This is a genomic window from Mixta mediterraneensis, assembly GCF_030283135.1.
GTDB classification, from domain to species: domain Bacteria; phylum Pseudomonadota; class Gammaproteobacteria; order Enterobacterales; family Enterobacteriaceae; genus Pantoea; species Pantoea mediterraneensis.
Window position 1 is genome coordinate 81,324 of record NZ_JASUAZ010000015.1, and the last position, 14,592, is coordinate 95,915.

At 50.9% G+C, this 14,592-nt stretch carries 15 protein-coding genes; 7 read left to right on the forward strand and 8 right to left on the reverse strand.

Translation table 11 applies throughout. The annotated features are described in order from the left end of the window. Nucleotides 1-28 precede the first annotated feature (28 nt). The 4 genes from lpxC (at nt 29) to mutT (ending at nt 5,185) form a co-directional block, all read left to right on the forward strand. Entirely contained in the window at nt 29-946 is a 918-nt protein-coding gene (gene lpxC, locus QRY16_RS11410; RefSeq protein ID WP_289776650.1) for a UDP-3-O-acyl-N-acetylglucosamine deacetylase, read from the forward strand. A gap of 304 nt (nt 947-1,250) precedes the next feature. Next, nucleotides 1,251-1,754: a secA translation cis-regulator SecM gene (secM, locus tag QRY16_RS11415; RefSeq protein WP_289776651.1), complete on the forward strand. Its 504-nt coding sequence runs from the start codon at nt 1,251-1,253 to the stop codon at nt 1,752-1,754. A 72-nt stretch (nt 1,755-1,826) separates the two neighbouring features. Further along, on the forward strand, nt 1,827-4,532 hold the full coding sequence (gene secA, locus QRY16_RS11420; RefSeq protein WP_289776652.1) for a preprotein translocase subunit SecA: 2,706 nt from the start codon (nt 1,827-1,829) through the stop codon (nt 4,530-4,532). 257 nt (nt 4,533-4,789) lie between these two features. After that, nucleotides 4,790-5,185, forward strand: coding sequence for an 8-oxo-dGTP diphosphatase MutT (mutT, locus tag QRY16_RS11425; RefSeq protein WP_193403798.1), 396 nt, complete (start codon nt 4,790-4,792; stop codon nt 5,183-5,185). A 28-nt stretch (nt 5,186-5,213) separates the two neighbouring features. On the opposite strand, the gene yacG is transcribed toward mutT, so the two are convergent. The 3 genes from yacG to coaE are packed head-to-tail and all read right to left on the reverse strand — an operon-like array spanning nt 5,214 to nt 6,776. Next, nucleotides 5,214-5,411 (reverse strand): DNA gyrase inhibitor YacG, encoded by a 198-nt coding sequence (gene yacG, locus QRY16_RS11430; RefSeq protein ID WP_193403944.1) that lies wholly within the window; start codon nt 5,409-5,411, stop codon nt 5,214-5,216. 8 nt (nt 5,412-5,419) lie between these two features. Further along, nucleotides 5,420-6,163: a cell division protein ZapD gene (zapD, locus tag QRY16_RS11435; RefSeq protein ID WP_289776653.1), complete on the reverse strand. Its 744-nt coding sequence runs from the start codon at nt 6,161-6,163 to the stop codon at nt 5,420-5,422. A 4-nt stretch (nt 6,164-6,167) separates the two neighbouring features. Next, nucleotides 6,168-6,776 carry a dephospho-CoA kinase gene (gene coaE, locus QRY16_RS11440; protein ID WP_289776654.1) on the reverse strand — a complete coding sequence of 203 codons (609 nt, stop codon included), beginning with the start codon at nt 6,774-6,776 and terminating at the stop codon, nt 6,168-6,170. 234 nt (nt 6,777-7,010) lie between these two features. On the opposite strand from coaE, the gene QRY16_RS11445 reads away from it, so the two are divergent. Further along, nucleotides 7,011-8,051 carry a GMP reductase gene (locus QRY16_RS11445; RefSeq protein ID WP_193403795.1) on the forward strand — a complete coding sequence of 347 codons (1,041 nt, stop codon included), beginning with the start codon at nt 7,011-7,013 and terminating at the stop codon, nt 8,049-8,051. Between the two features lie 31 nt (nt 8,052-8,082). Here QRY16_RS11445 and hofC read toward each other — a convergent pair whose 3' ends face one another. The 4 genes from hofC to nadC form a co-directional block, all read right to left on the reverse strand. Further along, nucleotides 8,083-9,282 (reverse strand): protein transport protein HofC, encoded by a 1,200-nt coding sequence (gene hofC, locus QRY16_RS11450; protein WP_193403794.1) that lies wholly within the window; start codon nt 9,280-9,282, stop codon nt 8,083-8,085. After that, nucleotides 9,275-10,660 carry a type II secretion system protein GspE gene (gene gspE / locus QRY16_RS11455; RefSeq protein WP_193403793.1) on the reverse strand — a complete coding sequence of 462 codons (1,386 nt, stop codon included), beginning with the start codon at nt 10,658-10,660 and terminating at the stop codon, nt 9,275-9,277. The genes hofC and gspE overlap by 8 nt, the downstream gene beginning before the upstream one ends. Further along, nucleotides 10,647-11,102, reverse strand: a complete 456-nt coding sequence (gene ppdD / locus QRY16_RS11460) for a prepilin peptidase-dependent pilin (protein WP_193403792.1) — start codon at nt 11,100-11,102, stop codon at nt 10,647-10,649. The genes gspE and ppdD overlap by 14 nt, the downstream gene beginning before the upstream one ends. Before the next feature lie 178 nt (nt 11,103-11,280). Beyond that, nucleotides 11,281-12,177 carry a carboxylating nicotinate-nucleotide diphosphorylase gene (gene nadC / locus QRY16_RS11465; protein WP_289776655.1) on the reverse strand — a complete coding sequence of 299 codons (897 nt, stop codon included), beginning with the start codon at nt 12,175-12,177 and terminating at the stop codon, nt 11,281-11,283. Between the two features lie 198 nt (nt 12,178-12,375). On the opposite strand from nadC, the gene ampD reads away from it, so the two are divergent. Further along, complete coding sequence (ampD, locus tag QRY16_RS11470) at nt 12,376-12,918, forward strand: 1,6-anhydro-N-acetylmuramyl-L-alanine amidase AmpD (RefSeq protein ID WP_193403790.1); 543 nt, start codon at nt 12,376-12,378, stop codon at nt 12,916-12,918. Nucleotides 12,919-12,942: 24 nt separating this feature from the next. Next, entirely contained in the window at nt 12,943-13,797 is an 855-nt protein-coding gene (gene ampE, locus QRY16_RS11475) for a beta-lactamase regulator AmpE (RefSeq protein ID WP_289776656.1), read from the forward strand. 278 nt (nt 13,798-14,075) lie between these two features. Here the strand turns inward: ampE and QRY16_RS11480 are convergent, their stop codons facing one another. After that, a complete protein-coding gene (locus QRY16_RS11480; protein WP_289776657.1) occupies nt 14,076-14,519 on the reverse strand; it encodes a type II restriction endonuclease in 444 nt (147 codons plus the stop codon). Between the last annotated feature and the right edge of the window lie 73 nt (nt 14,520-14,592).

Below are 14,592 nucleotides of genomic sequence, written 5' to 3' on the forward strand. Positions count from 1 at the left end.
TGGAAAGGTAATATTGCGAGATAATACGATGATCAAACAAAGGACATTAAAACGTATTGTTCAGGCGACAGGTGTCGGTTTGCATACCGGCAAGAAAGTCACACTGACATTGCGCCCTGCGTCGGCTAATACCGGGGTCATCTATCGTCGCACCGACTTGAATCCACCGGTTGATTTCCCGGCTGATGCAAAATACGTGCGCGACACCATGCTAAGTACTTGCCTGGTGAATGATGACGGCGTGCGTATTTCAACGGTTGAACACCTGAATGCTGCTCTGGCGGGATTAGGTATCGACAACATTATTGTTGAAGTTGATGCGCCAGAAATCCCGATCATGGACGGCAGCGCTGCACCGTTCATCTATTTGCTGATGGATGCAGGTATCGAACAACTGAACAGTGCGAAGAAATTCGTACGTGTTAAGCAAACTGTCCGGGTTGAAGATGGCGATAAATGGGCCGAGATCAAGCCTTACAATGGCTTCTCGCTTGACTTCACTATCGACTTTAATCATCCGGCAATCGATTCCAGCTCTCAGCGTTATCAGATGAAGTTTTCTGCTGATGCGTTTGTTCGCCAAATCAGCCGTGCGCGTACATTTGGCTTTATGCGTGAGATCGAATATCTGCAGTCTAAAGGCCTGTGCCTGGGCGGTAGTTTAGATTGTGCGATAGGTCTGGATGATTTCCGCGTCCTGAATGAAGACGGCCTGCGTTTTGAAGATGAATTCGTTCGTCACAAAATGTTAGATGCAATTGGCGACCTGTTTATGTGTGGCCACAATATTATTGGCGCGTTTACCGCGTTCAAATCTGGTCACGCATTGAATAACAAGCTGCTACAAGCTGTTTTGGCTAAGCAAGAAGCCTGGGAATGGGCAACTTTCGAAGACGAAGCGGAATTGCCGCTGGCATTCAAAGCACCGAATCTGGTTCTGGCTTAATTACCTCAGAACATCTGAAACGGCTGGCTATGCTGACACTCTCTCCGGTCAGCGTCGTCAGCCGTTTTTTATTGCCTCGCTGTTATCTGCATGACGTTGCGACGTTGCTCGCAAACAAATGTTCCAGTTGTTGAATTGCTAAACAAACAGCTGCGTTTTATTCCAGAGCCACTTTAAACCCAGGTGTAGACACGCCACATTAATGATACTATCTCAGGCGTTTTTACAGGCTTAACACCACTGCATTTCGCAGTTAATAAATAATCATGGATGCGCAAGGCAAGCCTTGGGCGATGGAAAGGTTGTGATCGGAATTCTTTTACGCTGGCGACAATTAGGCAGACGCTATTTCTGGCCTCATCTCCTGTTGGGGATGGTGGCGGCCAGTCTTGGCTTACCGGCGAGCGCACAGAATTCTGACCTTAACGTTTCATCAGACTCACCAGCCAGTAGTTTGTTTATTGGCAATGCTGCCCGCTTCGATCACCTGATTCGCTTACAGGAAGCGGCAAGACGCCCTAATTTTACGGTCGATTACTGGCATCAACATGCTATTCGCACCGTCATTCGTCATCTCTCTTTTACGCTAACGCCACAGGCGCAGGCTGATGAACCGGGCGAATTACCGTTGGCGGCTCAAAAGCTGGCGTTGATTGACTCCCTTCATGCTTTGCTGACTTCCCACGCTGCACTACGCGTTGCGCCGCAGGAAAAATATTTAAAACCTCATCCCGCTGCCCAGACGTTTGCCTGTATTGAGCGACACGTTAAAGCAAACGGCATTCGCGCCGGACCCTTCTTGCTCTAAACTTTTTGGTTACTTCACTCTTTTAGTTTTCGCAGCCCGTGATGTCACGGCTGAATTGAGAATATATTTATTATGTTAATTAAAATGTTGACCAAGGTTTTTGGTAGCAGCAATGATCGTACTTTGCGTCGTATGCGCAAAGCTGTTGATGTCATCAATAAGATGGAACCGGATTTCGAAAAGCTCTCTGATGATGAGCTCAAGGGTAAAACTGACCTGTTTCGCGAGCGCCTGAAAAAAGGTGAAACGCTGGAAAGCCTGATTCCTGAAGCCTTTGCGACGGTGCGTGAAGCGAGTAAGCGTGTATTCGGCATGCGTCATTTCGACGTTCAGTTGATTGGCGGCATGGTATTAAATGACCGCTGTATCGCGGAGATGCGTACGGGTGAAGGTAAAACCCTGACGGCAACGTTGCCCGCCTATCTCAATGCCTTAACCGGTAAAGGCGTCCACGTGGTTACCGTGAACGACTATCTGGCCCAGCGCGATGCGGAAAACAACCGCCCTCTGTTCGAATTCCTTGGCTTGTCGATTGGTATCAATCTGCCAGGTATGCCTGCGCCCGCTAAGCGCGAGGCCTATGCCGCCGATATTACATACGGCACTAACAACGAATACGGCTTCGACTACCTGCGCGATAACATGGCGTTCAGCCCGGAAGAGCGTGTGCAACGTAAACTGCATTACGCTTTAGTGGATGAAGTTGACTCCATTTTGATCGACGAAGCGCGTACACCGCTGATCATCTCTGGTCCTGCTGAAGACAGTTCTGACCTGTATATTAAGGTCGATAAAATTATTCCGCATCTGATTCGCCAGGATAAAGAAGATTCCGACACCTTTCAGGGTGAAGGGGATTTTTGGGTGGATGAAAAAGCGCGTCAGGCCCACATGTCTGAACGTGGTCTGGTTAAAGTAGAAGAGCTGCTGGTTAGCCAGGGCATCATGGACGAAGGCGAGTCCCTGTATTCGCCAACGAACATCATGCTGATGCACCATGTCACCGCTGCGCTGCGTGCTCATGCGTTATTCACCCGTGATGTGGATTACATCGTAAAAGACGGTGAAGTGGTGATCGTTGATGAGCATACCGGACGAACTATGCAAGGTCGTCGCTGGTCTGATGGCCTGCATCAGGCGATTGAAGCGAAAGAAGGCGTGGAAATTCAGAATGAAAACCAGACGCTGGCCTCGATCACTTTCCAGAACTATTTCCGTATTTACGAAAAACTCGCTGGTATGACCGGCACCGCCGACACTGAAGCCTTTGAATTCAGTTCGATTTATAAGCTGGATACGATTGTGGTGCCCACTAACCGGCCGATGGTGCGTAAGGATCTGCCTGATCTGGTCTATATGACGGAGAAAGAGAAGATTGACGCGATCATCGAAGATATTCGCGAGCGTACCGCGAACGGACAACCGGTGCTGGTGGGTACGATTTCGATTGAAAAATCAGAAGTGGTATCAAATGAGCTGACGCGTGCGGGTATCAGGCACAATGTATTGAACGCCAAATTCCATGCCCGCGAAGCAGACATCGTAGCGCAAGCAGGCCAGCCTGGCTCGGTAACGATTGCCACCAACATGGCGGGTCGTGGTACTGACATCATGCTGGGCGGTAGCTGGCATGCTGAAGTTGCCGAACTCGAAGCGCCCAGCGAAGCGCAAATCGAAGAGATTAAAGCTGCGTGGCAGGTCCGTCACGATGCGGTTCTCGCTTCAGGTGGTTTACATATCGTAGGGACAGAGCGTCACGAATCACGTCGTATCGACAATCAGCTACGTGGGCGTGCCGGCCGTCAGGGTGATGCCGGTTCATCGCGTTTCTATTTGTCGATGGAAGATGCGCTGATGCGTATTTTCGCCTCGGATCGCGTTTCGAATATGATGCGTAAACTCGGCATGAAGCCGGGTGAAGCCATTGAGCATCCGTGGGTCACCAAAGCCATTGCCAATGCCCAGCGCAAAGTTGAGAGTCGCAACTTCGATATTCGTAAGCAATTACTCGAATATGATGATGTAGCTAATGACCAGCGTCGCGCTATTTACAGCCAACGTAATGAATTACTGGATGTTTCTGATGTAAGCGAAACCATCAATAGCATTCGCCAGGATGTCTATAAAACCACCATCGACACCTATATCCCGCCACAATCGCTTGAGGAAATGTGGGATGTACCTGGGTTGGAAGAGCGTTTGCGCAATGATTTTGATCTGGATCTGCCCATCGCAGAGTGGCTGGACAAAGAGCCGGATCTGCATGAAGAAACGTTACGCGAACGTATCATGGAGCAGGCAATGGTCGGCTACGCCGCTAAAGAAGAGGCGGTTGGCGCTGAAACGATGCGTAGTTTTGAGAAAGGTGTTATGTTGCAAACGCTGGATTCCCTGTGGAAAGAACATCTGGCAGCAATGGATTATTTGCGTCAGGGTATCCATTTACGTGGGTACGCGCAGAAAGATCCCAAGCAGGAATACAAACGTGAATCTTTCGCTATGTTTGCAGCGATGCTGGAATCACTGAAATATGAAGTGATCAGTACGCTGAGCAAGGTTCAGGTGCGCATGCCGGAAGAGATCGAGGCGATGGAGCAGCAGCGTCGTGAAGAAGCCGAGCGTCTGGCACAGCAGCAACAGCTGAGTCACGTTGATGATGAAAGCTTAGCCGCAGAAGCGTTAGCGCAGCAAGGCGGCGAACGTAAAGTTGGCCGTAATGACCCTTGTCCTTGCGGCTCAGGTAAAAAGTACAAACAGTGTCATGGTCGTCTGGCCTGATCAATCCGAAGCAAAAAAGGAGCCACTGGCTCCTTTTTTTGGTCAGGTGATTACTGCAAGCTGCATTATACAGCGTCGGCAAACAGCACATCTTCTTTAAACCTGACGTTATGACAGGACAAATCACCCGATAAAGTGAAAACCCAGCGGGACGGCCTGTTCCGCGTGATCGCATCTGGGGCGCTAAAGCGATTAACTTCCTTTAAGCCATGTTTTAAAATCGGCATTCATTCAGCCATAACCACTGGATATTACTCATGAAGCATTTGCAGGTCGCAGTAGGTATTATTCGCGACGCCGATAAACAAATTTTCCTTGCCCAGCGTGCAGCGACCTCATACATGGCCAATAAGTGGGAATTTCCCGGCGGTAAAATTGAGGCGGGAGAAAGCGCCGAACAGGGTTTGGTTCGCGAATTACTGGAAGAAACCGGCATTGAAGTCACCGAGGCCCGGGCGATTGGCGAGGCCGATCATACGTATGACGATCTTCGCGTGACGTTGCATTTCTTTCTGGTTGAAGGCTGGAAAGGGGAGCCCTGGGGACGCGAAGGGCAGCCGCAGCGCTGGGTTGCGCAGCATGCGCTAGTCGCAGAAGAGTTTCCTCCCGCTAACCATCAGCTCATTGCGCGGCTTATTGCAGGTGAATTTTAAAAACGGGGCGTATTGCCCCACTTAATGCTTAACGGTCTTCTTCGCTCCAGTCATCGCTGTCGTTCAGATCACTACTGCTGGGAATGCGTTTCTCTTCGGTAGCCCATTCACCTAAATCGATTAGCTGACAGCGTTTGCTGCAAAAAGGCCGCCACGGGCTCAGTTCATCCCAGATGACATCTTTGCCGCATTGTGGGCATTTAACGGTAAGGATTTCTTGCTGCATTTTCACCTCTAACAACAGGCCAGTTGAAAATTAAGTCTTGCTGGCACTTCGCCGCGATCGCTGTCGAACGGCATAAAACGGATGGCATAACGGTTTTTATGACCAGAAACTTGCGGATAAAGCGAATCGTTCAGCTGTAGCTGCAAACGCAGTAAGTCCGCGCCTTCGGCATTATCCTGATAAAAACCGTTCAGGCTGGTTTGATTGCGAAACGCACTTGACTGGCGAATCAAATCCAGAATAATTGCCAGCGAGCTATACAATGGCGCCAGTGTATCAAGCCAGGCGCTCACCTGCTTATCACGTATTTCCTGCGGCTGATGGAGCCAGATGTACAGACTGGGTAAGTCAAAGCTGCAACAGCCGCCGGGAATACTTAAACGCTGACGGACCAAACCGATCAGACGATCTTCGCGCAGCTGTTGCCCCATGCGTGGCGCATTCATTAGCTGGCTTGATTGCGCTTTTAATTTGTCGCGCAATACTTCTACCAGCGTCATGTCGACGCCCGGCACATCAGCCCAGGCGCGCAATTTTTGCTGTTGCCGCTCCAGCTCTTTCAGCAATTCAGTACGTATATCGCCGCGCTCAAAAATATCGAGCAATTCACTAATCAGGCGAAAGAAATTTAGTGCATTTGCGGTATTACTGAGCGGTACAATTTCCTGCAACTGATTCATCAGAAATTCAACACGTAACCAGGTACGCATTTTTTCATTCAGGGGATGTTCAAAAAGAACGATTGTACTCATATTGTTAATCCTGTTGCGTTGCCGCTAACGCCAGATAGCGTTGATGGAGTTCGGCAATCTGCGGCAGCGTATCTTTAGGCGCGCCACTATTATCAATGATGTCATCAGCGCAGGCGAGGCGCTGATGGCGTGTGGCCTGCGCTGAAAGAATAAGTTGGGCCTGCGTTAGCGAGATGTTATCTCGCAGTTGGGTGCGTTCCAGCTGTGTCGCTTCGTCAACATCAACCACTAATATGCGATCGGCTTGATGCTGTAGCTGATTTTCCACCAGCAGCGGCACTACCCATAAAACGTAAGGCGAGCTGGCTTCAGCTTTAAGCTGCTGCGTGCGGGCATTAATCAATGGATGTAGCAGATGGTTTAACCAGGCCTTCTCTTCTGGCGACTGAAAAATAATTTCGCGTAAACGGGTGCGAAAAAGCGAGCCTTGCTCCGTGAGCATCCACTTACCGTGACGTTCCACAATGGCCTGCAAAGCGGGCGAACCAGGTTCAACGACTTCGCGCGCAATGACATCAGCATCAATAATTGTCACGCCCAGCGCCGCAAAACCATGGGCAATCGTACTTTTCCCGCTGCCGATACCACCGGTCAGCGCTACGGTATAAGGCATAAGGTTCTCTCAATCACGCTTTAAACGGCTGAATAATCGTTAAGTTCTGATATTAAAACGCAAAAGTGCGCGTCAGATCACTTTCGTGTTTTTCAGCTAAATTTATCGGATTGTAGCTTAAATAAAGTGAAATTCGCAGTCTTGCGGCAGGATGATTAGCGCGTATCATCACACCACTGGAGCCGTGCTTGCTTCACGAACTGCGGTTCGTTGCCACTAACCAGGACACTATTTATGCGTATCGAAGAAGATTTAAAACTGGGCTTTAAAGATGTATTAATCCGCCCTAAGCGTTCTACCCTGAAGAGTCGCTCCCAGGTTGAGCTGGAGCGCAGCTTTACCTTCAAACATTCTGGTCTGAACTGGAGCGGTGTGCCGGTTATCGCTGCCAACATGGATACTGTGGGTACTTTTCTGATGGCAGAAGCGCTGGCCAGCTTCAGTATCCTGACTGCGGTTCACAAACATTACAGCGTGGATGACTGGCGTGCGTTTATTCAGCGCGTTCCCGTTTCTGTGCTGAAGTCCGTCATGGTTTCAACCGGCACTTCTGACGCTGATCTTAACAAGCTCATCGCCATCATGGCTCTCTCTGATGATCTGCAATTTATCTGCATTGATGTTGCCAATGGTTATTCCGAACACTTTGTCGAATTTTTACAACGTGCGCGTGAAGCCTTTCCCGGCAAAACGATTTGCGCAGGTAATGTGGTAACAGGCGAAATGGTCGAAGAGCTTATCCTTTCTGGTGCGGATATTGTCAAAGTTGGCATTGGCCCCGGCTCCGTTTGCACCACGCGCGTGAAAACGGGCGTGGGCTATCCGCAGCTCTCTGCGGTGATTGAATGCGCTGACGCCGCGCATGGCCTGAGTGGGCAAATTGTCAGTGATGGCGGCTGCGCGGTGCCGGGCGACATTGCTAAAGCCTTTGGCGGAGGCGCAGATTTCGTCATGCTAGGGGGTATGCTCGCCGCACACGACGAATGTGAAGGTAGCGTAGTGGAAGAGAACGGTGAAAAATTCATGCTGTTTTATGGTATGAGTTCTGAATCCGCCATGAAGCGTCATGTTGGCGGCGTGGCCGGTTATCGTGCAGCTGAAGGTAAAACAGTGAAATTGCCGTTGCGCGGGCCGGTTGAAGAAACGGCACGCGATATTCTTGGTGGTCTCCGTTCTGCCTGTACGTATGTCGGGGCTGAGCGTTTGAAAGAGCTGACTAAGCGCACCACCTTCATTCGCGTTGCCGAGCAAGAAAATCGGGTATTCAACCGCTGATGCAACAGGGCGCGGTATCGCCAGCGCGCCCTTAATGCATGGCATCTCCTAAACCAAATACCGGCAAATACATGGCAATGACCAGCGTGCCAACGATTCCGCCAATAATTACCATCATCATCGGCTCCAGTGACGCAGACAGACTGTCGGCGCGAGACAAGGTTTGTCCTTCATGCCACTCAGCGAGACGCGCCAGCATCACGTCTAATGCGCCAGCTTCTTCACCGACTCGCACCAGTTGACAACACAATGCAGTAAAAAGTGGATGCGTGTTCAGTGCCTGATGCAGCGGTTTTCCTTGCGCGATGTGATATTGCAATTCGGTAATGGCCTCGCGCCATATTATTGAAGAAAGCGTCATCTGCACCGCTTCTAATCCTTGCAGTAATGTCAGCCCGGCTTGCTGCGTTAGCTGTAGAATAGTGTAGATCTGCGTAAGCTGGCTACCGCGCCATAAGCCAGCAAGTAAGGGAATGCGTAATAACAGTCGCTGTTCATAACGTTGCCAGTCGGTTGACCGACAATGCAACTGTTGCCCGCCCAAAAACATCAGCACCATCAAAAAAGCCAGCTGCAAGCCCCATGTCTGTAGCCCCGCAGAAAGTTGCATTACAGCGGCGGTAAACACAGGAAGGGGAGCGTCAAAGGCTGCATAAACGGAAACGAATTCCGGTAACACAAAAAGCAACATACCGCAGGAAACAGCGATAGCCACCAGTAAGATAAACAGAGGGTAACGTAGCGCTTTTATTACCTTATTCCACAGGTGTTGCTGCCGTGCCTGTTGTTGCGCCAGCTGCTCGCAACAGACATCCAGCTGACCGGTTAATTCCCCCACCTCCATAAGCGCAGAATAAAGAGGTGGAAAAATTTGTGGCCATTGCCGCAATGCCTGCGAAAAGGGTTCGCCTGATAGTACGTGCTGTTGCAGCGCCGATAACAGAGCCTGCCAGCCCTTATGCGGATGACCTTCAGCGAGCAGCGATAACCCTTCCGAAAGGGGCAGTCCCGCTTTCAGCAAAGTCGCAAGTTGCCGTATCAGATCAATTTTCTGCTGCCATTTCCAGTCACGCTGGCGCCAGACCTTATCCCGTTTCCAGTTGACTGGCAGCAGGCCGCATTCAGCCAGGCTCACAACCAGCCGATCGCTATTTAACGCCAGACTTTTGCCGCTTTGCAATTCGCCTTTGCTGTCTACCGCTTGCCAGCTGAATAAACACAGATTAGCCATCGTCCAGTCCTATCACGCGCTGCATTTCCTCCAGCGAAGTATCACCCCGGCTGACAGCTTCCAGGCCGGCAGCCAGCAGCGTTCGCATTCCCTGCTGTTTTGCCAGAGCGAGCAGGCTGTCGAGCGGCATTTCCGCAGCAATAGCATTTTGTAATTTCGCGGTGACCGGTAACAGTTCAAACAGCGCCAGCCGACCAAAATAGCCGGAAAAGCAGTGATCGCAGCCAGGGGCTCGCCAGGTTTGTAGGGTTCCAGGCCAAAGCTCAGCCGGATAGTGAGCGACGGCTTGTGCCGGCTGGCGACAGTGTGGACACAAACGTCTGACTAAACGCTGTGCAATAATCAAACGCAAGGCAGGTCCCAGCAGGTAACCGGGAATGCCCATCTGATGTAACCGCGTCAGTGTTTCTGCCGTAGAATTCGTATGCAGCGTTGATAAAACCAGATGCCCGGTTTGTGCTGCCTTCACAGCGATTTCTGCCGTTTCCGCATCACGAATTTCGCCCACCATGATTACATCGGGATCCTGACGCAACAAGGCACGCAGCACGCGATTAAAATCGAGGCCACACTTTGGATTGATCTGCGTTTGGTTAATGCCGGGCAGTGGAATTTCAATCGGATCTTCCACGCTACACAGATTTCTTTCTGGCTTATTGAGCGCACTTAATCCGCTGTAAAGCGTAAAGGTTTTGCCGCTACCGGTTGGGCCAGTCACCAGAATCAAACCCTGCGGCTGCGCCAGTGCAGCGGACAAAAGCCGCAGCTGGTTGGCCGGTAACCCCAGTTTTTCCAGAGATAAAGCAGCGCCTTCGCTTTGCAGCAGACGAATGACCGCCTTTTCCCCATGCTGGATCGGCAACGTAGACAGGCGGAATGACGCAGGTTTACCTTTAAGTTCCAGACTAAATTGTCCGTCTTGTGGTAAGCGGCGCTCAGCGGTATCCAGCCCACCCAGAATTTTCAGCCTGGCTAATAGCGCGGCAGGTTGTGCGTCTGGCAGTGAGGAGAGCGGCTGCAGCACACCATCAATGCGTAATCTTATCCGTAAGCCGTGTTGTAACGGTTCGATATGGATGTCTGAGGCACGACGTTGCAGCGCCTGGCACAAAATCTGCTGGGTTGCTTCAATAGCGGATTCAGTGGGGGCGGTTTCCTGGGCCACTGAGGGTTGCCCACCATGCCGGAAGTGATCCATCCGTGCCTGTGGCCAGCTTTCGATTTCAATCTGGCATTGACTGGCAAAGTGCAGCGCTTCAGCAAGGCCAGCAGGAATAGGGTCAGCAACGGCGATGCGTAGTTGTGTGGCATCGTGATGCAAAACGATGGCCTGATAACGCTGGCACAGTAAAGCTATTGCATCCTCAGGCTTTTTCATCGCTGGCTCCCTTATCAGCGAAGCGGAACTGTTCCAGACAGTTATTTTGCAGGCTGCTATTGTTGCTGATACAACTGCGCTGCCAGCTGATGCCGCCTTCGGTGCTGTCCCAAACCGGCAGCATTTCCACACTCAGGCCGTTCAGGCTTTCCTGCCCCGTTAACGTGATATTACCGTTAGTCACGCTTACGGATGAAACATAGCGCGAGCCTTTTGCTAAAGGGATACCATGCTGTCCGGCCTGACATTGGCCTGGGCCACCGCGCTCAATGGCGCAGAGCTCTACCGCAGTCTTATAGGGGATCATCGTTTGTAGCATGTCGGTAAGTGCGGCGCGCTGAAGATAACTTTGATAGGCGGGCAGACCGATGGCGCTGAGAATGGCGACAATGCCGACCACAATCATCAATTCGATCAAAGTAAATCCACGTTGATCATTCATTCCATGCCTCCTGAATAATAAGAAGGCCACAGCCTAAAAATTTTACCGGCTAAGCGACAGCAGCCGATTCAGCGGATGGAAGATGTTACGCGGACAAGGAGAGCTATTGCAGATCAGAGCGCAACGTGATGGAACGCAGCTCGCAAAATGTGCCGGTCCAGAACCCCGGCACCGACATTTATTTTTGCTGGAAACGCATCGACAGATCGAGCGCACGGACATGTTTAGTCAATGCGCCCACCGAGACATAATCAACACCAGTTTGCGCGATTTGCGGCAGCGTGGTTTCGGTAACATTGCCAGAAACTTCAAGCAGCGCACGACCATCGGTAAGCCTGACGGCTTCACGCATGTCATCAAGGCTAAAATTATCCAGCATGACAATATCGGCAGAGGCATCCAGCGCCTGGCTTAACTCGTCTAGTGTCTCCACTTCGACTTCAACCGGTACGTCAGGATGTAGCCAAAAGGCTTTTTCAACTGCCTGGCGTATCGACCCGCTGGCGATGATATGGTTTTCTTTAATTAAAAACGCATCTGACAGCCCGAGACGATGATTGCTGCCGCCACCGCACAATACTGCATATTTCAGCGCAGTACGCAGGCCAGGCAAGGTTTTACGCGTATCCAGCAGCTGCGTCTGGCTACCTTTTAGCAACTTCACGTAACGGCTGACTTCGCTGGCTACGCCTGACAGTGTCTGCACAAAATTCAGCGCGGTGCGTTCGGCGGTAAGCAGCAGGCGAGCGGGCCCGTCAATTTCAAACAGCAGTTGATCAGGCATGACAGTTTGACCATCTTCTACATGCCAGGTCAGCGACGCGTGCGAACCCAGCTGGATAAACACTTCTTCAACCCAACGTTTACCACAGAAAACACCGGCTTCACGGGTAATAACCTGCGCATGGGTCAGGCTTTCAGCAGGCAGCAACTGCGCGGTAATATCGCGATCGCTATCAATATCGCCGCCCAGATCTTCCTGTAGAGCGCGTGCGACGGCTTCAGGTATATCGTTTTCGATGCGTTCAATCAGCGCCTGGCGGCGGCTGTCTGGATCATAACGACGCATGGACATAAGCGTTCTGCTCCAAAAAGGCCAAATGAATGTAGCGTCCACAATAGCCCGAAAGATTATCTCACGCCAGTCAGATGCGCAGCTTTGTTTAGTATCCTTAACTTACACCGATTATTCACCTTTACCGTGACGCATTAAGGCGCAAGAAGCCCTTTAAATTCATGCTATTCTCAGCCAGGTCTGGATAAGGGAGTCGGCATGAAAATTGAACAAGGTTGGCTAAGCGGCGTGCGTCAGGTGCCTTCTCCGCACTGCAACGATCGGCCTGATGAGGAAGTACCTTCGCTACTGATTATCCACAATATCAGCTTACCGCCGGGCGAATTTGGTGGACCGTGGATTGATCAGCTTTTTACGGGGGCCTTGCCTGCTGATGCGCATCCCTATTTTGCCGATATTGCGCACTTACGTGTGGCGGCGCATTGTTTAATTCGTCGTGATGGCGAAATCGTTCAATATGTGCCGTTTGATAAACGAGCCTGGCATGCGGGTGTTTCACAGTTTGAAGGACGTGATAACTGCAACGATTATTCGATTGGCATTGAGCTTGAGGGAACCGATGTTGAGCCGTACACCGAGGCGCAATATCAGTCATTACAACGGATTACGCAGTTATTGATGCAGAGTTATCCGCTTACACTATCGCGTATAACCGGACACAGCGATATTGCTCCGGAACGGAAAACCGATCCCGGTCCGGCCTTTGACTGGCATTATTATAAGCAGCTGTTAACGCGATAAAATTCTGAATGATTCGGAGTCTGTATGACGTTATTTACCTTGTTATTAGTTTTAGGCTGGGAACGCCTGTTTAAACTGGGCGAGCACTGGCAGCTCGATCACCGGCTTGAATCCGTTTTCCTTCATCGTCGGCATTTCTCAATGATACGTACGCTATTGATGATGGTACTGGCGATGGCAATTACTACGCTGGTTATATGGAGCCTGAAAGGGGGGCTGTTTGGCGTGGTGCAGTTGCTGTTTTGGATCATGACGGGATTGCTATGTATTGGTGCAGGCTCAGTGCGATTGCATTATCACAGCTATCTGAAAGCGGCCAGCCATGATGATGCTGCGGCGCATCAGGCGATGGCGGCTGAATTAACCCTGATCCACGGCGTGCCGGTTGAATGCAGTGAGCGCGAATATCTCCGTGAACTGCAAAACGCGCTGATCTGGATTAACTTTCGTTTTTACCTTGCGCCGCTGTTTTGGTTCGTGATCGGGGGGCCGTGGGGACCCGTTTTGCTGGTGGGTTACGCGTTTCTACGGGCCTGGCAAAGCTGGCTGGCGAAGCATCAAACGCCAATAGCGCGAGCACAATCAGGTGTAGATGGCATTTTGCACGTGGTGGACTGGGTTCCGGTCCGGCTGGCGGGTGTGGCCTATGCGCTGTTGGGTCATGGGGAAAAGGCATTGCCAGCCTGGTTTGCCTCGCTCACCGATCGCCATCGCTCACAATATCAGGTGCTGACCAGCCTGGCGCAGTTCTCGCTGGAACGCGATCCGCATACCGATAAAGTTGAAACGCCACGCATTGCGGTCGCGTTAGCGAAGCGTATTTCGCTGGTGTTGGTTGTGGTGGTCGCGCTGTTAACGATTTACGGCACGTTAGTGTAATCGGCAGGCGGTACGTCAGAATCAGGCGCACCGTCTTTTACGCCATTCGGCTAATCTCAGGCGTGCATGGCGTCTGGCGATCCATAACGGATCGCCTTCACGTTTAGTATGATTTCGGACACGGCACGCCAGCCCGTCGCATGCTTCCTCAACGCTAAATTCAGCCATTTCCGCCCATACGTATCGACAACAGACGCACAAAAAATTTAAACGGGAAGCGTGCCATTCCCGTTTATTCTGAACTGACGGTTCATCTTCCTGAGTCAGAAACCGGCAAATTATTTATTATTTTGTAGGGACGCCAGCCACTGCCTGAAGGTATGTAAGTTCCGGTAGATAGGTTCGTCTTGCTCCAGTGCTCTGGCCATATCTTTTGTTTGATACTGCATCCAGTATTTATCGAACTCAGCTTCGCCATTGGCTCCGTACTCCCTAAAAAACAGGCCCTCTCCATTTAACAGTCGTCGAATAAGGGTTTCAGAGCCAATATTTTTGGTATTGCCACTTCCGGGCCTGTCCACAGCCAGTCGCCATTTTTCCTGGACAAAGAATTCAAAATTCCGCGCAACAGAAACGATGCTTTCAAAATTATCTAAATTGTATGACTCTAGCTCATCAACTAAATACGAATCTATTTCCAGTCGATAATCGGCTACATCTTCATGGTAAGTGTCAATACCGATCGAATTCTGACCCACCCTGCCAAAGTAAAACTGACCCACCCCCTTTGAATCATTCGAGCGTTGTTGCTTTCGTTTTCTTCTGGAGTTGACCGCTTTTCAGCTTATCTTTCAG

What these genes read in the sequence shown, in the direction of transcription:
- coaE (WP_289776654.1), bottom strand. Translation starts at nt 6,776, where the DNA reads ATGCCTTATACCGTAGCGCTGACCGGTGGTATCGGCAGCGGGAAAAGT.
- ampD (WP_193403790.1), top strand. Translation starts at nt 12,376, where the DNA reads ATGAAAATTGAACAAGGTTGGCTAAGCGGCGTGCGTCAGGTGCCTTCT.
- lpxC (WP_289776650.1), top strand. Translation starts at nt 29, where the DNA reads ATGATCAAACAAAGGACATTAAAACGTATTGTTCAGGCGACAGGTGTC.
- hofC (WP_193403794.1), bottom strand. Translation starts at nt 9,282, where the DNA reads ATGGCTAATCTGTGTTTATTCAGCTGGCAAGCGGTAGACAGCAAAGGC.
- secA (WP_289776652.1), top strand. Translation starts at nt 1,827, where the DNA reads ATGTTAATTAAAATGTTGACCAAGGTTTTTGGTAGCAGCAATGATCGT.
- nadC (WP_289776655.1), bottom strand. Translation starts at nt 12,177, where the DNA reads ATGTCCATGCGTCGTTATGATCCAGACAGCCGCCGCCAGGCGCTGATT.
- yacG (WP_193403944.1), bottom strand. Translation starts at nt 5,411, where the DNA reads ATGCAGCAAGAAATCCTTACCGTTAAATGCCCACAATGCGGCAAAGAT.
- gspE (WP_193403793.1), bottom strand. Translation starts at nt 10,660, where the DNA reads ATGAAAAAGCCTGAGGATGCAATAGCTTTACTGTGCCAGCGTTATCAG.
- ampE (WP_289776656.1), top strand. Translation starts at nt 12,943, where the DNA reads ATGACGTTATTTACCTTGTTATTAGTTTTAGGCTGGGAACGCCTGTTT.
- zapD (WP_289776653.1), bottom strand. Translation starts at nt 6,163, where the DNA reads ATGAGTACAATCGTTCTTTTTGAACATCCCCTGAATGAAAAAATGCGT.
- QRY16_RS11445 (WP_193403795.1), top strand. Translation starts at nt 7,011, where the DNA reads ATGCGTATCGAAGAAGATTTAAAACTGGGCTTTAAAGATGTATTAATC.
- mutT (WP_193403798.1), top strand. Translation starts at nt 4,790, where the DNA reads ATGAAGCATTTGCAGGTCGCAGTAGGTATTATTCGCGACGCCGATAAA.
- ppdD (WP_193403792.1), bottom strand. Translation starts at nt 11,102, where the DNA reads ATGAATGATCAACGTGGATTTACTTTGATCGAATTGATGATTGTGGTC.